Raw genomic sequence first — 21,240 nt, forward strand, 5'->3', positions numbered from 1 at the left:
CTTTAATAGAGGAGGTTGTACGTAAGTGAAACATTGCAGTGTACAAGTTAGAGGATTATTAACAAGAGATGAATTGGATCGTTACAATGCTTTGATGGACGTAGGGCATTATTTAGAAGATCAAAGCAGGCATGATCTGGCTTATACGGTTCAAAAAGAAATTGATTATCTCGTGCAACCAGCAATTGAACGTTTGAAGGAAAAAAGCCGACAAAGAGATCGTGAAACTGAAGAATATTTAAAACAAAAAGAAGAGCATAGTTAAGATTAAAAACACCGTCTGAAAAATCACAGACGGTGTTTTTTAATGAAAATAGCTACCTTCATTTTATATTGCTTTAGAAAGCGAATTACTTAAGTTTTTTTAAAGCCTCTATTGCTTCTGCTGGTTCCATTCGTTTTGTATAATCTGCACTTGCGAATCCAGCAACAATTTTTTTGTTTGTATCAATGACATAAGTTGCAGGTATTGGCATCGTCCAAGTTTCATCATTATTTCTTTTTCCTAAATCATTTTGAAATACATTTCTGTATATTTCTTTTATATAATCAGGAAATTGAAAAGTCAGTTGGTAATCCCCAGATGTTTTGTTTCCAATATCACTTAAGACTTGAAATGTTAAGTCATGTTTTTCCTTTAAGGTTAATGAGTAGTCTGGTTCTTCGGGACTAATAGCAAACAATTGAGCGTCTTGGTCATTAATTTCATCCATTTTTTGCTGATAAGATCTTAGTTCTAAATTACAATAGGGACACCACTCACCACGATAAAATTTCAGTATAACAGGTCCTTTACTTAATTCTTCATACAAATGAACTTCTTGTCCTACCGCATTCTTCAGGGTAAAGTCTGGTACTATTTCTCCAACTTTTAATCCTTTTGGATGATCTGATTCATCTAATTCGTTTATAGATTGGGCGATCTTCTGTAATACCTCAGGTGGCATATTTTTTAAGTTTTCTTCTTGAAATTGCTTTATATCTTGAGCTAAGGTCATATTTAACACTCCTTTAGAAAATGAATAACTTTTTGAAACTTGCAAATCAATAGTATCATAGTGATAAATAAAAAAATGTTAGATAAATTACATAAGAAGTTTATTTCTAAATATAAAATAAACCCTAACTCATATTGTTTGAAATTAATCTATTTGTATTCAAATCATCTATGTGGCAATTTGTAGTTTAAAATAAAAAAAACGAGCATTTCAGCCCGTTTTATGCATATTTTAAACTTCTAACATCTTCAATAATTTGTCTTTATCCACTAAATTACCTATAAAAAATTCACCAAACTCACCAAATCGAGCACTAACTTCATCAAATCTCATTTCATACACAAGTTTTTTAAATTGCAGTGCATCATCTGCAAACAAGGTAACTCCCCATTCCCAGTCATCAAATCCGACAGAGCCTGTAATGATTTGTTTTACCTTCCCTGCATATTTTCGGCCAATCATTCCGTGACTTCTCATCATTCCACGACGTTCTTCCATACTTAACATATACCAGTTATCATTGCCTTCACGACGTTTGTTCATTGGGTAGAAACATAAGTGGTTCGCCTTTGGTAAAGTTGGCTTCAATCTTGCTACGATTTCAGGATTTTGCATAGGGTCTCCATCACCCTGAGCCATATAGTTGCTTAATTCCACTACAGAAACATAAGAATAAGTTGGAATTGTAAACTGTGCGAATGTTGTTTTATTAAATGCATTTTCTAATTCATTAAGTTCTTCAAGCGTTTCACGCAAGTGCATCACAACAAAATCTGCTTTTTGACCTACGATACTGTAAAGCGCAGTACTGCCTTGTTTCTTTTCCTCTGTAATCGTCCAGTCATGTATAAATGAAAGGTACTCATCCTCAGCTTGTTTTCTTTCTTCTGGTGATAGGCTTTTCCACGCATTCCAGTCTATTGCTCTAAAATCATGCAACGCATACCATCCTTCTAGGGTTGATGCTGCTTCACTCATTCCATTCACTCCTCTAATTTAAACTATATATGTAGAATTGTATTTCTCAGATTTCCCCATTATTTTAAACGAAACAAACATCAGTAGCAAATTTTTAACCTTTAAAATGTACAGGATGATGCATGAAGCTAAGATAGTTCATAAATTGTTTACAAATTTAAAAATAATAAGGGAAAAACAATGATCATATTGACTTTGACTAAAAAAATCTTGTAAAATACTAGATGTTCTTAATACATTGAAATAAGGGGTTAACAAAATGAACGCCGACGTTGATATTATTCAATTGCCTATATTGTTTGCTTTAAATTTTGTTTTGTTTTTTGGTATCGGGTTTATTTTAAACATGTTGTTAAAAACAACTTGGTTTCCAGTTTACGTGTATATATTTGCTGTTCTTCCATACATAGTATATCGGTTTTGGAAAAAAGGAGAGTCTTTGTTAACGAATCTTGCATATTATCAAATTACAGATTACATCACAATTATTGGTGGTTTAATAGGGGCAATTTTAGGTGGATTAGCCATAAAGAAATTAAGAAGTCAAGGTTATAAGATGTTTTAACAAATGTAATCTAATATTTTGAAAAACAGTTCCTGTTTATATAGGAGCTGTTTTTTTATCACGTTCTCATGCTGTAAGACTCCCCCTTCTTCAAGAAGGAGATAACATCATAATTCCACCTGATAAAGTCATCTAACTTTCAGCGTGTGATATAAAATCTCCCACTGAAAGCAAGATTCTCTTTATAACAATGAAAGATTCGAAGTCATTTCCCAATGGTTCCGATATGAGCTAAGTTATTATAGGCATTTATTGGTTAAGTAAAAACGACAGTAAAGGTAAAGATAATCAATAAGAAATCAATGAAGATGGAGGAAGAAAGAAATGCCTTTCAAAAATGTGAATGGAATTAAAATGTATTATCAAGTAAAAGGGACTGGAATTCCTATAATTTTCATTCATCCTCCATTGCTTACTTGTTCCAATTTCCTATATCAATTAGAGCAGTTATCTGAGCAATTTGAAGTCATTACATTTGATGTTAGAGGTCACGGTTTAAGTGAAACCTCAAAGGAGCCTTTAAGTTATTCATTAATCGTTGAGGATATTGTTCAATTATTACATTTTTTAAAAATAAAACGCTGTTATATCAGTGGATATTCGACAGGTGGTTCTGTTGCTTTGGAAGCGATGTTATCATATCCAGAACATTTTTATGGTGGGATATTAATTAGTGCAATGTCTGAAGTAAGTGATATAAAGTTAAAGAGTAGAATAATGATGGCAGTGGGTTTAACTACAATTCGAGCTAAAAATTTGCTTGCCTATGCGATTACTCGTGGAAATGCTGATATTAAACAAACATTTAAACAGTTATTTAGGCAGTCAAAAAGAGGAAACGTACAAAACATGAAACAATATTATCAATATAGTCTTTCCTATAATGTTTCTGAAAAACTTCAATATATTCAATCCCCTCAGCTGTTAATTTATGGAGATCAAGACAAAGGGTTTCATAAATATGCTAAAATACTTCATCAAGGCTTGCCACATAATGAATTGCATTTTCTTGCTGGAAAAACACATCAAATCCCTACAAAGGCGGCTCTTCATATGAATGATTTAATTTCGAATTGGATTATTGAACACCAGAGATTATTATGCACTCAAAACGAAGATTTTGCGGATTTTGATTTTTGCAACACGTTAAAAAATACTGAGAAGGAATTCGATTACCTTCATTAAAAATTTATATTCCTAAAGTTATTCTTAAGTATAGAATTATCCAAAGTTTCACTTCACTCTTACATGTGGATTTATGTTAAAATAAAGGATACTATAATCTCTGCTGATTAGTTTAAAGAGATTATAAATCTCTATTAGATGGTGTGTTTTAAATATATGAAAATATTAAATATATTACATTTTACTGAAAATCACAGATTTTATATTTACCGTGATTTTTCTATGAGTTTAATGGATACTTATATGTTGAATAATATATATCAGCCTATGATTGGATTAAGTGCAATAAGTCTGTATCAATTTCTATATCAACAAGTTCCTCCAGATCGATTAGGATACTCTGATGTAGAGCAGCAAAGAAAGCTATTTTTATTTTTAGGAATTGAGCCTAGTGAAAGAGGAAGAAAATTTTTAATAGATCAGTTTTCAAAATTAGAAGCTATTGGTTTGCTCCAATCTTATCGAAAGTATATTTTAGATAGCGATGATTATGTATATGAATATAAATGTCTTCCAGCATTATCTCCTAAGGAATTTTTCAAAAATCAGCATTTGACATTATTACTGAGAGATAAGATTGGTAAACATACGGTAATTTCCTTAAGAGATTCATTTAAGGAAAAGCTGCCTGCAGAAATCTCTACTGAAGAAATATATTCAGAAAATATATCTGTTCCTTTTTATGAATTGTTTCAGTTGAATACACAAGTGGTAGATGATGAATTAGAGCAAGCTGAGCTAGAAGTTGGAGTATCTTTACAGGTTATACATGATGATGTGGATTCAAATGATGAAATTTCTTACGCAGATTTAATAAGCAGGACTCCACGATCTAACTCAGTTAATCGTCCATATATTGAAAATTTAAAATATGAACCCGAACAATTAAAAGCTATTAATTATGTGATTAAAAAGTTCCATTTGACATTGGAGGAAATTAGCAGCTTGTTAAATGAAGATGGTGTCTTTTCTTCCGATGGCAGTTTAGTGATCGATGAATTGCAAAAAAAAGCGAATTCAAACTACAGACAGGATAAAAAACGTGAAGATAACCGTGAACGTTTTTTAAGTAAGAGCACAGAAAATGAACGTGCTCCTTATGAAGAAAAAATAGTAGATACAGCTTATTTTCTAGATGTGCCAGAACGATTTAATGGCCAATGTGATATTCAACAATATAATATGATGTTATGCAATGCTCCGTATACACATGTACTTAAAAGTGTTTTTCCAGGTTCTATTCCAGATCGGATACTAGATATTTTTGATAAAATAGATATGAACTATAAGCTCAATGAAGAGGTTATTAATGTATTAATCCATTATCTTCTTTCTCATCATTTAGATTGGAATAAAAACTTTATAGATTCAATTGCAGCAGATATGTTAGGTAAACAAGTGAAAAGTTTCGAACAGGCTGTTAAATATATTCGTAATAAAACAGAAGTAAAGGAAAAATTAGAAGCAAATAAAACAAACAAAAACTACAAAAACAGAACATATTCCTCAAGGAATTATCAAAATCAGAAACCTAAAATACCTATCATGACATATTCAGATCAGCAAGATGCAGTATCGACAGAGGAATTAGAAAAGCTTAAAAAGCTAGCTGCAGAATGGGATGGAAAATAACGGAATTCATAATTAGAAGGGAGGAAATAATTTATGCAGTCATTATCTGAGATTGTAAATGTGATTCCAAAGTCTAGAGCACAAGAAGCTAAAGATAAAATGCAAACTTTATTAAATGATCCGTTAATTTTAAAATTCAAAGAAAAACATCCAGAACTTTCAGAAGAAGATCTAAAAATTCATATGAATCGTTTATATGAATTCGTAAAAGAATACAAACAATGTTCAAACTGTCCTGGTTTAGAAAACTGTCCGAATGATTTTAAAGGCCATTATACGAAGCTTACTGTACAATCATATAATGAATATTCCCAAATCACGGATCAAAAAATAGCATGCAAAAAACTAAAGGCTTATGAAGCTCAAGAGAATATTCGTAAAAAAATACGCAGTTTTTATATTGATGAACGGGCTTTAAATGAAGGATATTCTTTAAATGACATTATGCAAAAAGATGCACAGCGATTACCAGCCATCATAGCATTAACAGATTATATGGAACAAACAAAGAGAGAGGGTTTGCAAAAAAAGGGTTTATATTTATCAGGAACTTTCGGTACAGGGAAAACCTTCTTAATGTGTTACATGTTGAATGAATTGGCAAAAAGCGGACACACGGGTGTGATAGTATACGTTCCTGATTTTATAGAAGATTTAAAAGAAATGATGAAGGATAGTGTTAGATTAAAAAATACAATAGAAATGTTGAAAACAACGGATTTATTAGTATTTGATGATTTAGGTGCGGAGAATATAAATTCATGGGCTAGAGATCATGTATTAGGGGCAATCCTGAATTATAGGATGAATCGAAAACCAACTTTTTATACTTCTAATTATGATATGAACGGATTAGAAAAACATTTTAGCTTTACAAGCAAAGATGGAGAAGATGAGCTTAAAGCTCAGCGTATCATGGATCGAATTGAACCATTTGTACAAGTAATAGAAGTAAAGGGTACCAATAAAAGAAGAACTAATGAATTGTAGAGTTTAAAAATGAAGAAACCCTCGTTTTTGATTTGGATTCAAAAACGAGGGTTTTTATATTAAATGGACATAAAATTATGTATCATTTAGCAATTACAGATAAAATGGTTGCAATGATTCCGATAGTAAAGAAAATACCTGCAGATACTGCAAACCCGACACCAACATCTATAAAATCATTTCTTGGCTCTTCATTTACGTGCAATTCAGGTTGTCTTGCTTCGCTCATTTGTAATTCCCTCCTATAATAACTCAATTAGTATTAAGTATACCTAACCCAGTACATACTGTAAAGTTCTTGAAAGTGACAATTATAAGTCAACTCGCATAAAATACCCGATTGTGATTATAATAAGTTTGAGCATTTAGCATAAATTATAATCATTCTAATTTAGATTTGAAATTAACTAACTTTATGTTATAATGTACAAATGATATGAGAAATTATTCATTTAAATAAAGGAGGGAACTGTTGCGAAATATTTATAAATGGTTCAAAGATTTATAATGTTTTGGCAACGGATCAGTCATGGCTATAGTAAATGTAACAGATCAATCATTTAAAGGGGAAGTTGAAAGCACTGGAACTGTATTAGTTGACTTTTGGGCACCTTGGTGTGGTCCATGTAAAATGGTTGCTCCAGTACTTGAAGAATTAGATCAAGAAATTGGCAATGATTTAAAAATCGCAAAAGTGAACGTGGATGACAATCCTGAATCTGCTTCTCGTTTCGGTGTAATGAGCATTCCAACATTAATCGTATTTAAAGATGGGGAACCTGTAGATAAAGTAGTTGGTTTCCAACCGAAAGACGCTTTAAAAAGTGTTGTTTCCAAACATCTTTAATATATAAAACGGATAAATACAAAAATAATCCCTTTCCAAAAGAGGGATTATTTTTTTTGAAATAAGAATACTAGTTGGAGAAAACCCCCCGCTGAAAGTGAATGAACTTTATGCTATGATTAAATAGAAACATATGTACTTAATAGGAATAAACATTTTTTTTTCAATATATAAGTTGTGGGTATTTGAGGGGGGAAACATGGATGAGTGAATTAGAAAAAAGACAAAAGATTCTAGAAAAAATAAAACATAAACTTTCACTGCTTCCTGATCAGCCTGGATGTTATCTAATGAAAAATGGTAATGGGGACATTATCTATGTAGGTAAAGCAAAGGTTTTAAAAAATAGAGTAAGATCTTATTTTTCTGGAAGCCATGATGCAAAAACACAAAAACTAGTGAGTCTGATTGAAGACTTTGAATATATTGTCACATCAAGCAATAAAGAAGCTTTAATCTTGGAATGCAATCTGATTAAAGAACATCACCCACGTTACAATGTCATTTTAAAGGATGACAAAACGTATCCCTATATAAAAATAACAAACGATACACACCCACGGTTAGAGGTAACAAGAACAATAAAAAAAGACAAAGGTAAATATTTTGGTCCATATCCGAGTGCGTTTGCTGCTCAACAAACGAAGAAGTTATTGGATCGGTTGTATCCTTTGCGAAAATGTAAAACCATTCCAGATAAAGTTTGTTTATATTATCATCTGGGGCAGTGTGTTGCACCTTGTGAGTATGAAGTAGATCAGAAGCAATATGAAGATATGGTTCAAGAAATCACGAAATTTCTAAATGGTGGTCATGAGCAAATTAAGATTGAATTAACAAAACAAATGCATGCGGCGGCTGAAGAACTTCAATTTGAAAAAGCAAAGGAATTTAGAGATCAAATTAAACATATCGAAGTTTTAATGGAACAGCAAAAAATTACGATGAAGGATAATGTGGATCGTGATGTGTTTGGTTATGCAATAGATAAGGGCTGGATGTGTGTGCAAATTCTGTATGTCAGACAGGGAAAAATGATTGAACGTCATGCATCCAGATTTCCTTATTACGGTGATGCTTACGAAGATTTCGTTTCATTTATTACACAATATTATAGTGAAAATCCTGCTTTGCCTAAAGAAATTGTATTACCGGATAGAGAAAATATAGAAGAGGATCAAGAAGAAAAAGAGGGCATTAAGGAGGATTTACAATCATGGTTAAATGTAAAGGTTCTTCTTCCTAAACGAGGTTTGAAAAAGCAAGCAGTCATCATGGCAAATGACAATGCAAAAATTGCTTTAGAAGAAAAGTTTAAATTAATTGAACGTGACGAAGAACGTACAACGAAAGCAGTGGAAAACTTAGGAAAATGGTTAGGTACAGATCCAATCCATCGCATCGAAGCCTTTGACAATTCTAATATTCAAGGGGCAAATCCAGTATCTGCAATGGTTGTTTTTGTGGATGGAAAACCAGAACGAAAAGAATACCGCAAATATAAAATTAAAACAGTTAAAGGTCCAGATGATTATGGATCTATGCGAGAGGTTATCAGAAGAAGGTATGAGAGAGTATTAAAGGAAAACTTGCCTTTGCCTGATTTAGTTATTGTTGATGGAGGTAAAGGACAAATATCAGCAGCTATTGAAATATTGGAAGATGAGCTTGGATTATTTATTCCAGTATGTGGTTTAGTTAAAGATGAAAAACATAAAACAGCACAGCTTATGGTAGGAAATCCACCTGAAATCATTCCAATCCCACGAGATCAACAGGAGTTTTATTTATTGCAAAGAATTCAAGAAGAAGTTCATCGTTTTGCGATTACATTCCATAGACAATCAAGAAGTAAATCGATGGTGGCTTCTCAGCTTGATTCCATTCCTGGGATAGGTGAAAAAAGAAGAAAGAAATTATTAAAACATTTCGGATCATTAAAAAAAATCCGAGAGGCATCTATTGAAGATTTCAAACCTCTCGGAATAGGGGATAAACTTGCCGGTGAAATTATGTTGGCTCTTCGACAGGAGCAGGACGGTTCCTCTTAAATCTATGGTGGAACTTAAACATGATATACGCAACAATGGCAGGTAATACGATATAAAATAGTGATAAAAACGCATATTTAGTGAAATCCAAATATAAAAGTTGTAATGAAAATAATATGCTGTCCACTATCGCATGTGCAAATACAGCTGTCATAAAACCGAACTTCAAGAAGATGTATCCAAATATAAGTCCAATAATAGTAACTTCAATAAATCGAGTGTATGCTGGGTATATAGGGTACGCTGTATGCCCTATTGCCCAAATCATACTAGTTATGAAAACGGCAATGATGGTACTTCTAAAGATTTTTTGGAATAGCGGTATTCCAAACCAACGATAAATGATTTCCTCCGATATGGCTGCTGCCCATGCGATGAGCGGCATTAAACCTGGCATCAAAAAGTTATAAGGAGAAAAAGAAGGATCGCTGGCAGACCAAACATCAAAAAAGGTTTCTCCAATAAAATAAAATATACTTTGCACTGCTAATATAATAATAGCAAATAAATAGCCAAATCCCATCGCTTTCAACGCGTGTTGTCCGTAGCTTAAATCTTTTCTATTTGGCCACAATGCTTTGCTTTTGTTGTTCCAAAGACCGTCTGCTGCAACGGACGTAAGATATAAAATGATACTAAGAATCAAATAAATAAGAATAGAAATACACACAATAAAAACAGCATTAAAATTACTGATTTCTATGGGGGACATAGCTCGATAGACAGGATACATATTAATATTTGTGATGGTATAAATGATTAGAAAAATAAGGGTTAACCATATACCTTTAATAAATGAAATTCGTTTTCTAAGAACAATTGCTATTATTAGGGCAATAATCCCAAATAAAATGTTAAATCCAATAGAAAGCCAAGACATAATTGCAGCTTTAAAGTCTTGTTCTTCCATCCAACTTATAAATGAGTCGGGGAGTACAAAGTTCGATTCAAACGATTTCACTTCATCTTGCATGATAGTTAGATGAAGTTGGAGTTTAGCATCCTTAATTCCACCATCATAACTCTCATATATGTAATTGCTTAATTCGTAGTCACTTTGTGGTAAAAGGTAAAAATTATCTATGTTATATCCCTGCTCTGCTATAAACAACTCTGCTATCTTTTGTTTTGCATCATCAGTCATAGTTGCTTTAGCATTCATCTTCCAACTGATGATCTTACCACTTATCATGTCTATATTAACTAGATATTTTTCTAGCACATCATGGTTTGAGATCTGAACTTGAAAATAATCAATAGGGATTGATTCTCCATATAATTCATTGTACTCCGATACCAATTTATTTTTTTGAAGATATCCGCTTAATTGCTTATTAGTTTGAAAAGTAAGTAAGATTTCAACTTGATTTAAGTCCACATCGAATTGCTCATTCACAAACTGCATAGCAATTTCTTCAGCTTGCTGTATACTGATTGTGCTTGCATCTTCATGAAGTACCTCTTCATTGTTTTCGGATGGTAAAACACTCATAGTTAAAAAGACAAATAAACTGATTACAGCAATGATAATGATATTTCGAGTTGAATGCCTTTGCTCCATAGCCCAATCTCCTTTTTGATATTCTGACTTTTAGAATATCATAGATTTCCAATTGTTACTTATTTTTTATAATAATAAAGTACTTTTTGGATATTATGATTTTATGATTTTTATTTCTTATACGTTTGGTATTGTACTTTCACGGTTTGAATCCAATTTTGAGTAGTCGGGTCAAGTAAATCCCAGTTTTTGTAAATTAATGAGGTGGTCCTAACTGTCTGTTTAAGTTCTTTAAAGTTAATAACCATGAGGTCATTATCTTCAATTAAACTATCTCTCAAATAAGAATGCGGCAACAATGTGGCAGCACGTAAAGTAGAGACCAAACGTAATATCGCCTCGAAAGAATCAATTTCCATTTTGATTTCTGGATATACTTTATAATGATGGAATAATTCTTCCATTAATATACGGTACAAAGTACCTTTAGAAAATAGAATCATAGGTAACTTATCCAGATCTTCTGTGTTGACTATTTTTTGTACAGACAACTCATGTTCTTTTGGAATGACGAGTTGTAAATAATCATCAAACAAAGGTTCACAATGAATGTCCTTATCCTCTACTTTTGAAGCAACTAATCCAAAATCAACTCTATCCTTCTTAACAAGGGTTAGGATTTCATGTGTTTTTCCAGTAATAGCCTTTATATCCGTTTCAGGTGAATCCTTTGTAATGAGCTGTATAAGTTCAGGTAATGTAGATTGAAGTGTAGTTAAACTAGCACCGATAGTAACACTTTTTTTAGTCCCATTTTTATAATCGGATACCGCTTTTTGAAACTTTTTATCTAATTCAATCATTTCAAGGGCATACTCATATGTAATGAAACCTATTGGGGTAAGTTTAAGTCGGTTACCTGTTCTATTAAATAGTGAGACACCTAGCTGCTCTTCAAACTTGCTGATTTTTCTGGATAAAGCAGGTTGTGAAATATTTAATTTTTTGGCTGCTTGATTTAGACTGGCTTCCTCAACTACGGTTGCAAAGATATGCATGATTTCCATCAAATCAATTCCTTTATGCAAAATTGTTATAATTAATTATAAAATAAATGCACTTCCATTATAAGCTATAAAGTTGTAATATAATAATTGTGTCTATTTATTTACGATAACATGAATAAAAATTGAAAAGTAAAAAATGAATTATTTATGGCGGCACAACAATGAAAGGGGAACACAGTTACATGAAATTAAATTCATTCTATTCTCGTAAGCTGCATTCACTGTTAGGTGTAATTCCACTAGGCTTATTCTTAGTTGAACATATGCTTACGAATTATGAGGCTTTTAGCGCTGGCAAGGAAGGATTTATTGAGCAAGTAGTATGGCTAAACAGCTTGCCTTTAGTTTTATTTTTAGAAATTTTTGGGATTTGGCTTCCGTTATTGTATCATGGCGTTTATGGTTTGTATATTGCATTCCAAGCTAAACATAACGTGAACAATTATGGATATGTTCGTAATCATATGTTTATGTGGCAAAGAATTACGGGTGTAATTACTTTGATTTTCGTAGTATGGCATTTTTCTGATACTAGATTACAGGTTGCTTTAGGCAATATAGGACATGAAGACTTAGCGGCACATATGCATAATACTCTTTCTAGTCCAATATGGTTTGCGCTGTATATTGTAGGTATTATAGCAGCATCATTCCACTTTAGTAATGGAATGTGGTCTTTCTTAGTTAGCTGGGGAATTACAGTAGGACCAAGAGCACAAAGAGTATCTTCTTACATATGGATGGGCGTTTTTGTGATCTTATCCGTATTATTTGTACTAGCTTTAACAGCATTTACAGATGAATCCTTTGCATTTTCAACATTAGAATCAGTACAGAACCAATTAGGTTAAGAGGGAGTGAACAAGAGTGGCAAATTCTAAAATTATCGTAGTAGGTGGAGGATTAGCAGGGCTAATGGCAACTATTAAAGCAGCGGAAGCCGGAGTTCATGTAGACCTCTTTTCCTTCGTACCAGTAAAAAGATCACACTCCGTATGTGCACAGGGTGGTATTAACGGAGCTGTAAATACAAAAGGGGAAGGCGATTCTCCGTGGGAGCATTTTGACGATACGATATATGGAGGAGATTTCTTAGCAAACCAGCCTCCAGTAAAAGCGATGTGTGATGCTGCACCTGGTATCATTCATTTGATGGATCGTATGGGCGTTATGTTTAACCGTACACCAGAAGGATTGTTGGATTTCCGTAGATTCGGAGGAACCAAACATCACCGTACCGCTTTTGCGGGTGCAACAACTGGACAACAGTTATTATATGCATTAGATGAGCAGGTTCGTCGTTATGAAACAGCAGGTTTAGTAACAAAATATGAACATTGGGAGTTTCTTTCTGCAGTTGTAGATGATGGCGGAGTATGTCGAGGCATTACAGCACAAAACCTGCGCAGCATGGAAATCACTTCTTTTGTTGCAGATGCAGTTATTTTGGCGACAGGTGGACCAGGAATTATATTTGGAAAATCTACAAACTCTGTCATTAATACAGGAACAGCGGCAAGTGCGGTATTTCAACAAGGTGTTGATTATGCAAATGGTGAATTTATTCAAATCCATCCAACGGCAATTCCTGGAGATGACAAGCTTAGATTAATGTCTGAATCTGCACGTGGTGAGGGTGGTAGAGTATGGACATATAAAGACGGGAAACCTTGGTATTTCTTAGAGGAGAAATATCCGGCTTATGGTAACCTAGTCCCAAGAGATATTGCAACAAGAGAAATTTTTGATGTTTGTGTAAATCAGAAGCTAGGTGTCAACGGTGAAAACATGGTTTACTTGGACTTGTCTCACAAAGATCCAAAGGAACTTGATGTAAAACTAGGCGGCATTATTGAAATTTATGAGAAGTTTATGGGTGATGATCCTCGTAAAATTCCAATGAAAATTTTCCCTGCGGTTCATTATTCCATGGGTGGATTATGGGTAGATTATAATCAAATGACGAACATTCCTGGATTATTCGCGGCTGGAGAAGTAGATTATCAATATCATGGTGGGAATCGTTTAGGAGCAAACTCCTTGCTGTCCTCTATCTTTGGAGGTATGGTTGCAGGTCCTAAAGCGATTGAATATATTAAAGGTTTAGAGAATTATGCAGAGGATGTATCATCTAAAGTATTTGACAGAGAAAGTAAGAAACAAACTCAAAAATATGATGATATCTTAAAAATGGATGGTACGGAGAATGCTTATAAGCTTCATAAAGAGCTAGGGGAATGGATGACAAACAACGTTACGGTTGTCCGTTACAATAAAAAATTACAAGAAACAGATGATAAAATTGTAGAATTGATGGAGCGTTATAAAAATATTAATATCAATGATACAGCAGGATGGAGTAACCAAGGAGCATCATTTACGCGTCAGTTGTGGAATATGTTAGAACTTGCACGTGTAGTGACAATCGGTGCATTAAAGCGTGATGAAAGCCGTGGAGCACATTACAAACCAGACTTCCCAGAACGTAATGATGAGAAATTTATGAAAACAACAAGAGCTTCCTTTACTCCAAATGGACCAAGCATTAATTATGAAGAAGTGGATGCATCTTTAATAGAACCTCGTTTACGTGACTATTCTTCAGATAAGAAGAAAGGAGCCAAAAAATGAGTACAGAAACGCAAAATAAAGCGATAAAGTTTGTAGTAACTCGTCAAGAAGACCAAAGTTCAAAACCTTATAAAGAAGAGTTTGAAATTCCTTATCGTCCAAACATGAACGTGATTGGTGCGTTGATGGAAGTGCAAAGAAATCCTGTAAATGCACAGGGTGAACAAACGACACCTGTTTGCTGGGAATCCAACTGTTTAGAGGAAGTTTGTGGCGCATGCTCTATGGTGATTAACGGCAAACCTCGCCAAGCATGTACAGCATTAGTAGACAAATTAGAGCAGCCAATCAGAATCGAACCGATGTCAACATTCCCTGTAGTAAGAGATGTTGTTATCGATCGTGGACGTATGTTTGAATCACTAAAACGTGTTAAAGCTTGGATTCCGATTGATGGTACGTATGATTTAGGTCCAGGACCTCGTATGGCTGAATCAAAACGTCAATGGGCTTATGAATTATCTAAATGTATGACGTGTGGAGTATGTTTAGAAGCTTGTCCTAATGTAAATGAAAAAACAGACTTTATGGGTCCGGCTCCTTTATCACAAGTTCGTTTGTTTAATGCACATCCTACGGGTGAAATGAACCAAGAAGAACGTTTAGATACCATTATGCAAGATGGAGGGCTCGAAGGCTGTGGGAATTCACAAAACTGTGTGATGTCCTGTCCTAAGGGAATTCCACTAACTACTTCTATAGCTGCGTTAAATAAAGATACAACAAAACAATTATTCAGAAAATGGCTTGGAATGTAACACATATAATGAACCCCCTAACTTTACATTGGAGTTAGGGGGTTTATTTCATTCTTGAATAATGAATCTACTTCTTAGCAGTTTCACCTTTATAGAGTATATAGAATCATGCCAACGCTACTTTATTATCCTGCATTGAAAACATGGCACTAATATTGAATTGAACATCATCATGATGCTGATAAGCATTTTTTTTAGGGTCAAATTTATAATCAAGCTTCCATATGTCTATGTGATGGATCGTTTCATTTAATGAGCTGATAAAATAATCGATGCCCTTATTTGTCATTGTAGGATGAATAGAAACTCTTACCCAATCTGGTTTGGCAGAGTTCATTCCAGTATCGATTTTATCCTTGATGATTCTTGATAAGCTTGGGTTATCGTTCTTCCAGTAGTTGTAGATTCAGTGTGGGTATTAGCAACATATGGACCGAATTGGTAAGTGATTTTGCCTTCAATATCTTCATATAGCCTACCACTAGCAGTGAGATATTACGATTTAATGAACAAATAAAATTACACAGAAGCACCATGTAATTTATTATCAATAAACATAATTGTTTTGAATCATTTATGGATTAGTTCTTTATCAAATAGATTTTCTGTAATAGTAGGCTCAAGCAGAGTAGATACTTGTTGAACGAAATTTTTCATTTGTTCATCTTTAAGTCGATAAGACACTTCAAGTCCTTTTCTTTGACCTACGATAATACCTGCTGTTCTTAGCTTCTGTAGATGTGTAGAGACGGAGGACTGAGGGAGGTTCATACAATTTTCCATAAATGAAACATTACAATTACCCTTTTTTAATAATCCCATCACAATACATAATCTAACGGGGTGTCCGATTACTTTCAACATATCAGCAGTGTTTTGAAATTCATTAAATTCCATCTGGTTCGCATCCTTTGAATTAACATTATTATATTTAGATATTACGATGTAATGGATGGGTTGTAAAGATTTATTTTAAAGAAAAAAATTCCAAATAAAGAAACCAAATGAGAATATTAGCGGTGGTATCTTTATGTGATTGATTGAAAATCTCAGAATATATCGTTAGTATATGAATAGTAGCTTAGGAGAGGAATTATGGGAAAAATTTTATCACGTTCTCATGCTGTAAGACTCCCTCTTCTTCAAGGGGAGATAACAGCATAATTTCACCTGATAAGGTCATCTAACTTTCAGCGGGAGATATAAAAACTCCCATTGAAAGAAAGATTCTCTTTATTGGTAGAAGATGATGTTTCTATAAGTGATATGGTTAAAAACTATTTAAATAAAGAAGGATATGATGTAGTTTCCGTTTAGACACTTATTTGTGTCTTTATTCTTTTGTTTATTATAATAGAGGTGAGGTGATGGAGTTGGAAACAACAGAGCAATTAGAGTTAATGCTAAAAGAAATTGAATCCTGGGAAAAAGAACAAGATGATTTGTGGTTCTGGGAAAAGATAGGGAGAATCCCTTTTTTAATTTTAGATAAAATTACACCTAAATTTATACATAAAAAAATAAATTTAATTTTGGAGGAACTAGGAAGTTATATTGATAATGGTGGTAAATACTTAACAAGTCAAAAACAAGTACTAAAGCGATTTTCAAAATATAACATAGACATTGATGTTAATGAAATGAATGAAACTCATTCCACCATACCAATAGAAATCATGGATCGTGTATCACAAGAAATTAGGAAGTCTCACAAAGATATTGCCACTTTGCAAGGTGCTACCACAGGTTTTGGAGGCTTTATCACATTAGCAATAGATATCCCTGCTATTCTAGGTTTATCATTAAAAACATTGCAGGATATAGCAATTTCATATGGTTATGATCCAAGGAATAAAGAAGAACGAATATTTATTATTAAATGTTTACAGTTTGCTTCCTCTGACATTGTAGGAAAGAAAGCAATCCTAAATGATTTAAAAAACTTTAATAGTAGGGATAAGGAAAAAGAAGCCCTTTCTCAAATTCAAGGGTGGAGAGAAGTGATATTGGTTTACAAAGATAATTTTGGCTGGAAAAAATTATTTCAAATGATACCGATAGCTGGAATGGTTTTTGGTGCTTTTATAAATAAACAATCCATCGAAGATGTAGCTGAGGCAGGCATCATGTTGTATAAGAAAAGGAGAATAATAGAAAGATTAACAAGTCATCAGCTTGAAAGTTAAAAAAATGAAAGTACTACACCCATCTAAGCACTTTTTAATAAGGAATACTTCCCTGCTAAACCTGCCACTCCAAGAGGCAAAAGCAGGATCAGTGGATCCTGCTCTAGTCTAAATTCGAACACCTCCATGTGGGTAAATCAAAAACAGTCTCGTGCTGTGACAAACAACTGCACCAGCTCATCCAAGAACCGGTCACTCTGCATGAAATCATCCTGATTTCATAAATAAGAAAAAAAGTATTTTATTTTAAGGTATTTATGGGTTTGGATCAAAATAGGGGAAAATGAGGGTCTTATTTCTCTGATTTGTAGTGTAAAATAAGAGAATCTATCAAATAAGGCTAATATTTCCCTTTTTTTATATAAATATAGTTAAAATTGGTGAAATAAGGGAATCGAATTCCCTTATTTTCTTTTGTTCTATTAAAGCTAGCACATAGTGAAGAATCATAAGGTCCATCACAGGATGTGCTGGTGCCGAAGTAACCACATAGACGTGGCTTATTCGACCTAGTACTTTTTGGAGATCCCCAGAATCATATGATAGGGGTTCGATGATATCTCGGAGAGTGTCGAATATGAGTTTTTGTTCACTTTTAACTTATACTTCTTAAGAATTTCTTCATTTTTATATGAAGAGAAAGTTAAGAATTAACAATTATACTTAATAACAGGTGAATTAGGAAAAGAGGTGTAAAGATTGAGTATACATACCGTTTTGGTTTCTGATGATGACAAGGAGATTAGAGATGGGATAGAAATTTACTTAAAAAATGATGGTTATCGAGTTCTTAAAGCAGCTAATGGAGTTGAGACATTAGAATTACTTAATAATAATGAGGTGCATTTAATCCTACTAGATATTATGATGCCTCAGATGGACGGGATTGCAGCAACCTTTAAAATACGTGAGAAGTATAACATCCCCATCATTATACTTAGTGCGAAAGCAGAAGACTCAGATAAAATTCATGGACTTTCTGTCGGAGCTGACGACTATATAACGAAACCCTTTCATCCCATGGAATTAATGGCACGTGTAAAATCGCAAATGCGTAGGTACATACAATTAGGAACATATAACAATAAGCAAAAAAAAGATGAAGTAGATGGATTAGTACTTGACCAAGAGGCAAAAGAAGTAAGGGTTGACGGAAAATCAATTAAACTTACTCCAATTGAATATAAGATTACAGAGCTATTATTGCAAAATGCAGGGCGTGTTTTTTCCATTAGTGATATTTATGAACGTGTTTGGGAGGAACCAGCTTATAACGCTGAAAACATAGTTGCAGTACATATACGAAAAATACGTGAAAAAATAGAAGACAACCCTAAAACGCCTCGTTATGTAAAAGTTGTTTGGGGAATTGGTTATAAGATTGAAAAATAAAACTGTAATCTCCATGAAAAATAGTGAAAAAGTAACCTTAGGCAGTAAAGGAAGGTGTTTTTATGTTGCGTAAAAACTTTTTTAAAACAATCAGTTGGTGTTTGTTAGTGAGTATTATTTTAGTGACTATGGTCTCAACCATTGAGAAAGCCGACAAGTATCTAAGTTATGATGATTATTTTGAGACGGATGTATTTAAGAGTGACTATTATGACTTTTTAAATATATTAGGTCCAATTGAATTGAATACCATTGATGAGGTTGATAAGGAAAACTTGAAAAGGTTAATCAGTATTTCACCAACACAAATAAGTGATTTTAGAAATTCCAAAGGCAGTTTAAGCGAACAGTTGAACCATATTCAAGCAAAATATGATCAACGTATTACAGAAGCAAAAGCTTCTAACAATGAAATTGTTACAAAAGCGCTCACACAAGAAAGGGATCAAAAAGTAGAAGAAATACAAAAAATATTTTTAGATGATGATTATGTTAAAGAAAAAATAAAAGCAAAGATGGAAGATAGTATTGATTTATATGTAAAAGATTTAAAATCTCGCTATAACAATTTACATTCAGAATATAGTTACTTTGCGTATGAGCTTACGAATGTTGAAACAGGTGAAACATTTTCGAATGGAAAATTTTTAGAGAAGGCAGCATTTGTTAAAGAATATAACAGTGAAAATGGTTATTTAAGTGCTGATAAAGTTTTGAAGTATATTAATGGACATGAAGTTAATGGATATGAAGTTGTAGATCAATTGGTAGGTACATCAATTTTGCAGCATGAGGGGAAAATCACGATCCCAATATCAAATGCACTCAGCATGGATAATTTCCAATATTTTAAAAAAGAAAAATTAATTCTTTTAGTATTCATAGCCACAGGAATCGTTTCATTGTTCATGATATTATTTTTATTCAGGTTCCAAAAATCATGGTTTCTTATAAACAAATCCATTAGAATACTTCTAGAAAAATGGCCATTGGAAATTCCAGTGCTCCTGTTATTAACAAATGCATTATTCATTTATTTGGTTTCTTTTATATTGATGCAGGATTATTTCAGACATTTTCGTTATGGATATTTTAGAGATATTTTATCAACATTGTGTTATCAACTAGTCCTTGTGGGTTCAATTTGGATTGGTGTTTATCTGATTGTTTGGATAATTGAAGAAATGAAAGACAAACCTGCCTTCTCTATGAAAATAAAAAAAAGCTTTACCGTCAAACTGCTCCATTCTATGAAAATGAATTTATTTAAAGTTCCTAGTGTGATAAAAGATGTTTTTTTTAAAACATCTTTAGGTTTTCAAGTCTTTGTAATTTTAGTTATCATTTTTTTCTGGGGTTTTATAACCATGTTTGTCGTTTTGGACAATGAAGATCTAATTTCAATATATAGTATAGGTGTCATTTCCATCGGAATTCCTACAGTTTTTTTACTGTTCAAAAAAATAGCTTACTTAAATCGTTTGATTATCACAACAGAGAAAATGGTTGAAGGCAAATTACTTGAACCTATTCCTGTGAAAGGAAATTCTGCAATTGCGAAACATGCAGCAAATTTAAATCAGCTTAGAGTTGGGTTTAAAGCCTCCATTACAGAACAAGCTAAAAGTGAACGGCTAAAAACAGAACTGATTACAAACGTAAGTCATGATCTACGGACACCTCTGACATCAATTATTACTTATACTGATTTATTGAAAAATCCGAAGTTAGCTGAAGAAGTGAGAAGTCAGTATGTCAAAATATTGGAACGAAAATCACACAGGATGAAAACACTGATTGAAGATTTGTTTGAAGTATCTAAAATGGCTAGTGGTAGTTTAGAGCTTCATAAGCAAGAAGTCGACTTAACACAGTTATTGCAGCAAGTTCTAGGTGAGCATCAAGATGAGATGAGTGAATCCAATACTGAGTTTAGAATAAATACTCCAGCTGAACCTATTATGGCAAATGTAGATGGTCAAAGATGGTGGCGCGTGTTGGATAACCTAATCGTAAATGCAATGAAATATTCATTACAAGGAACTAGAGTATATGTTTCACTAAAACATGAAAATGGACAAGCCGAATTTGTGATCAAAAATGTGACTAAATATGAGTTAGGGGAGAATATTAATGAGTTACTTGAAAGGTTTAAACGAGCTGATACATCAAGACACACTGAAGGTTCTGGACTAGGATTGGCTATTGCTCAATCTATTGTTGATTTGCATGGAGGCCTTCTTAAGATTGACTTAGATGGGGATTTGTTTAAAGTTACCGTTCAAATACAAGCAAGTACTACATATTGGAATAAGGATTAAATTTAGTAATACAATATGTGCAATTTGTAATGAATTAGAATTAGGTACTAAAAAAAGATAGTACTTACCAATAAAACCTGCTGATGATAACATGAGCTTAAATTTAATCTGGTTTCATTTACATTTTTTAAAATGATT

The 21,240-nt window shown here is 33.1% G+C and carries 20 protein-coding genes; 13 read left to right on the forward strand and 7 right to left on the reverse strand.

All coding sequences use genetic code 11. From position 1 onward, the window contains the following. Positions 1–25: 25 nt before the first annotated feature. Entirely contained in the window at positions 26–265 is a 240-nt protein-coding gene (locus tag Q5Y73_RS00510; RefSeq protein ID WP_305989893.1) for a hypothetical protein, read from the forward strand. An 85-nt stretch (positions 266–350) separates the two neighbouring features. On the opposite strand, the gene Q5Y73_RS00515 is transcribed toward Q5Y73_RS00510, so the two are convergent. Continuing rightward, the gene (locus Q5Y73_RS00515; protein ID WP_305989894.1) at positions 351–998 is read right to left on the reverse strand and encodes a peroxiredoxin-like family protein; all 648 of its coding nucleotides are present in this window, start codon (positions 996–998) and stop codon (positions 351–353) included. A gap of 231 nt (positions 999–1,229) precedes the next feature. After that, the gene (gene hemQ, locus Q5Y73_RS00520) at positions 1,230–1,976 is read right to left on the reverse strand and encodes a hydrogen peroxide-dependent heme synthase (protein ID WP_305989895.1); all 747 of its coding nucleotides are present in this window, start codon (positions 1,974–1,976) and stop codon (positions 1,230–1,232) included. A gap of 259 nt (positions 1,977–2,235) precedes the next feature. On the opposite strand from hemQ, the gene Q5Y73_RS00525 reads away from it, so the two are divergent. The 4 genes from Q5Y73_RS00525 to dnaI all read left to right on the forward strand — a co-directional run bounded on the left by Q5Y73_RS00525 (position 2,236) and on the right by dnaI (position 6,348). Continuing rightward, positions 2,236–2,541, forward strand: a complete 306-nt coding sequence (locus Q5Y73_RS00525) for a YuiB family protein (RefSeq protein WP_305989896.1) — start codon at positions 2,236–2,238, stop codon at positions 2,539–2,541. Positions 2,542–2,865: 324 nt separating this feature from the next. Further along, the gene (locus Q5Y73_RS00530) at positions 2,866–3,726 is read left to right on the forward strand and encodes an alpha/beta fold hydrolase (protein WP_305989897.1); all 861 of its coding nucleotides are present in this window, start codon (positions 2,866–2,868) and stop codon (positions 3,724–3,726) included. A 156-nt stretch (positions 3,727–3,882) separates the two neighbouring features. Beyond that, positions 3,883–5,358 (forward strand): DnaD domain protein, encoded by a 1,476-nt coding sequence (locus Q5Y73_RS00535; RefSeq protein WP_305989898.1) that lies wholly within the window; start codon positions 3,883–3,885, stop codon positions 5,356–5,358. A 33-nt stretch (positions 5,359–5,391) separates the two neighbouring features. After that, the gene (gene dnaI, locus Q5Y73_RS00540; RefSeq protein WP_305989899.1) at positions 5,392–6,348 is read left to right on the forward strand and encodes a primosomal protein DnaI; all 957 of its coding nucleotides are present in this window, start codon (positions 5,392–5,394) and stop codon (positions 6,346–6,348) included. A gap of 82 nt (positions 6,349–6,430) precedes the next feature. Here dnaI and Q5Y73_RS00545 read toward each other — a convergent pair whose 3' ends face one another. Further along, positions 6,431–6,577, reverse strand: a complete 147-nt coding sequence (locus Q5Y73_RS00545; RefSeq protein WP_305989900.1) for a YqzM family protein — start codon at positions 6,575–6,577, stop codon at positions 6,431–6,433. A 300-nt stretch (positions 6,578–6,877) separates the two neighbouring features. Between Q5Y73_RS00545 and trxA the strand changes: the two genes are divergently transcribed. Both trxA and uvrC read left to right on the forward strand, forming a co-directional pair. Beyond that, complete coding sequence (gene trxA / locus Q5Y73_RS00550; RefSeq protein ID WP_305989901.1) at positions 6,878–7,195, forward strand: thioredoxin; 318 nt, start codon at positions 6,878–6,880, stop codon at positions 7,193–7,195. A 203-nt stretch (positions 7,196–7,398) separates the two neighbouring features. After that, positions 7,399–9,246 carry an excinuclease ABC subunit UvrC gene (gene uvrC, locus Q5Y73_RS00555; protein WP_305989902.1) on the forward strand — a complete coding sequence of 616 codons (1,848 nt, stop codon included), beginning with the start codon at positions 7,399–7,401 and terminating at the stop codon, positions 9,244–9,246. Here the strand turns inward: uvrC and Q5Y73_RS00560 are convergent. Then, positions 9,206–10,807, reverse strand: coding sequence for a CPBP family intramembrane glutamic endopeptidase (locus Q5Y73_RS00560; RefSeq protein WP_305989903.1), 1,602 nt, complete (start codon positions 10,805–10,807; stop codon positions 9,206–9,208). The two genes, uvrC and Q5Y73_RS00560, sit on opposite strands and share 41 nt — an antisense overlap. 110 nt (positions 10,808–10,917) lie before the next feature. Then, a complete protein-coding gene (locus Q5Y73_RS00565; RefSeq protein ID WP_305989904.1) occupies positions 10,918–11,814 on the reverse strand; it encodes a LysR family transcriptional regulator in 897 nt (298 codons plus the stop codon). A gap of 182 nt (positions 11,815–11,996) precedes the next feature. Here Q5Y73_RS00565 and Q5Y73_RS00570 point away from each other — a divergent pair, with 182 nt between their 5' ends. Genes Q5Y73_RS00570 through sdhB form a run of 3 tightly spaced genes read left to right on the forward strand, consistent with a single transcriptional unit; the run spans position 11,997 to position 15,203 of the window. Further along, complete coding sequence (locus tag Q5Y73_RS00570; protein ID WP_305989905.1) at positions 11,997–12,665, forward strand: succinate dehydrogenase cytochrome b558 subunit; 669 nt, start codon at positions 11,997–11,999, stop codon at positions 12,663–12,665. Positions 12,666–12,681: 16 nt separating this feature from the next. Further along, positions 12,682–14,445, forward strand: a complete 1,764-nt coding sequence (gene sdhA / locus Q5Y73_RS00575) for a succinate dehydrogenase flavoprotein subunit (RefSeq protein WP_305989906.1) — start codon at positions 12,682–12,684, stop codon at positions 14,443–14,445. Further along, positions 14,442–15,203, forward strand: a complete 762-nt coding sequence (gene sdhB, locus Q5Y73_RS00580; RefSeq protein ID WP_305989907.1) for a succinate dehydrogenase iron-sulfur subunit — start codon at positions 14,442–14,444, stop codon at positions 15,201–15,203. The genes sdhA and sdhB overlap by 4 nt, the downstream gene beginning before the upstream one ends. Before the next feature lie 106 nt (positions 15,204–15,309). On the opposite strand, the gene Q5Y73_RS00585 is transcribed toward sdhB, so the two are convergent. Next, entirely contained in the window at positions 15,310–15,540 is a 231-nt protein-coding gene (locus tag Q5Y73_RS00585) for a hypothetical protein (protein ID WP_305989908.1), read from the reverse strand. Between the two features lie 233 nt (positions 15,541–15,773). After that, the gene (locus Q5Y73_RS00590; protein ID WP_305989909.1) at positions 15,774–16,100 is read right to left on the reverse strand and encodes an ArsR/SmtB family transcription factor; all 327 of its coding nucleotides are present in this window, start codon (positions 16,098–16,100) and stop codon (positions 15,774–15,776) included. A gap of 470 nt (positions 16,101–16,570) precedes the next feature. Between Q5Y73_RS00590 and Q5Y73_RS00595 the strand changes: the two genes are divergently transcribed. The 3 genes from Q5Y73_RS00595 (at position 16,571) to Q5Y73_RS00605 (ending at position 21,102) form a co-directional block, all read left to right on the forward strand. Further along, positions 16,571–17,389, forward strand: a complete 819-nt coding sequence (locus Q5Y73_RS00595) for an EcsC family protein (protein WP_305989910.1) — start codon at positions 16,571–16,573, stop codon at positions 17,387–17,389. A 699-nt stretch (positions 17,390–18,088) separates the two neighbouring features. Next, positions 18,089–18,781, forward strand: coding sequence for a response regulator transcription factor (locus Q5Y73_RS00600; protein ID WP_305989911.1), 693 nt, complete (start codon positions 18,089–18,091; stop codon positions 18,779–18,781). 62 nt (positions 18,782–18,843) lie between these two features. Beyond that, positions 18,844–21,102, forward strand: coding sequence for a sensor histidine kinase (locus Q5Y73_RS00605; RefSeq protein WP_305989912.1), 2,259 nt, complete (start codon positions 18,844–18,846; stop codon positions 21,100–21,102). Positions 21,103–21,240: the final 138 nt, after the last annotated feature.

This window comes from Chengkuizengella axinellae, assembly GCF_030730905.1.
Lineage (GTDB): Bacteria > Bacillota > Bacilli > Paenibacillales > KCTC-33759 > Chengkuizengella > Chengkuizengella axinellae.

Bases quoted from the DNA above. Each gene is read 5' to 3' on its own strand.
- Q5Y73_RS00585 (WP_305989908.1), bottom strand. From the start codon at position 15,540: ATGAACTCTGCCAAACCAGATTGGGTAAGAGTTTCTATTCATCCTACA.
- Q5Y73_RS00530 (WP_305989897.1), top strand. From the start codon at position 2,866: ATGCCTTTCAAAAATGTGAATGGAATTAAAATGTATTATCAAGTAAAA.
- Q5Y73_RS00570 (WP_305989905.1), top strand. From the start codon at position 11,997: ATGAAATTAAATTCATTCTATTCTCGTAAGCTGCATTCACTGTTAGGT.
- dnaI (WP_305989899.1), top strand. From the start codon at position 5,392: ATGCAGTCATTATCTGAGATTGTAAATGTGATTCCAAAGTCTAGAGCA.
- Q5Y73_RS00535 (WP_305989898.1), top strand. From the start codon at position 3,883: ATGAAAATATTAAATATATTACATTTTACTGAAAATCACAGATTTTAT.
- Q5Y73_RS00515 (WP_305989894.1), bottom strand. From the start codon at position 998: ATGACCTTAGCTCAAGATATAAAGCAATTTCAAGAAGAAAACTTAAAA.
- uvrC (WP_305989902.1), top strand. From the start codon at position 7,399: ATGAGTGAATTAGAAAAAAGACAAAAGATTCTAGAAAAAATAAAACAT.
- Q5Y73_RS00605 (WP_305989912.1), top strand. From the start codon at position 18,844: ATGTTGCGTAAAAACTTTTTTAAAACAATCAGTTGGTGTTTGTTAGTG.
- hemQ (WP_305989895.1), bottom strand. From the start codon at position 1,976: ATGAGTGAAGCAGCATCAACCCTAGAAGGATGGTATGCGTTGCATGAT.
- trxA (WP_305989901.1), top strand. From the start codon at position 6,878: ATGGCTATAGTAAATGTAACAGATCAATCATTTAAAGGGGAAGTTGAA.
- Q5Y73_RS00545 (WP_305989900.1), bottom strand. From the start codon at position 6,577: ATGAGCGAAGCAAGACAACCTGAATTGCACGTAAATGAAGAGCCAAGA.
- Q5Y73_RS00590 (WP_305989909.1), bottom strand. From the start codon at position 16,100: ATGGAATTTAATGAATTTCAAAACACTGCTGATATGTTGAAAGTAATC.
- Q5Y73_RS00525 (WP_305989896.1), top strand. From the start codon at position 2,236: ATGAACGCCGACGTTGATATTATTCAATTGCCTATATTGTTTGCTTTA.
- sdhB (WP_305989907.1), top strand. From the start codon at position 14,442: ATGAGTACAGAAACGCAAAATAAAGCGATAAAGTTTGTAGTAACTCGT.
- Q5Y73_RS00560 (WP_305989903.1), bottom strand. From the start codon at position 10,807: ATGGAGCAAAGGCATTCAACTCGAAATATCATTATCATTGCTGTAATC.
- Q5Y73_RS00595 (WP_305989910.1), top strand. From the start codon at position 16,571: ATGGAGTTGGAAACAACAGAGCAATTAGAGTTAATGCTAAAAGAAATT.
- Q5Y73_RS00565 (WP_305989904.1), bottom strand. From the start codon at position 11,814: ATGGAAATCATGCATATCTTTGCAACCGTAGTTGAGGAAGCCAGTCTA.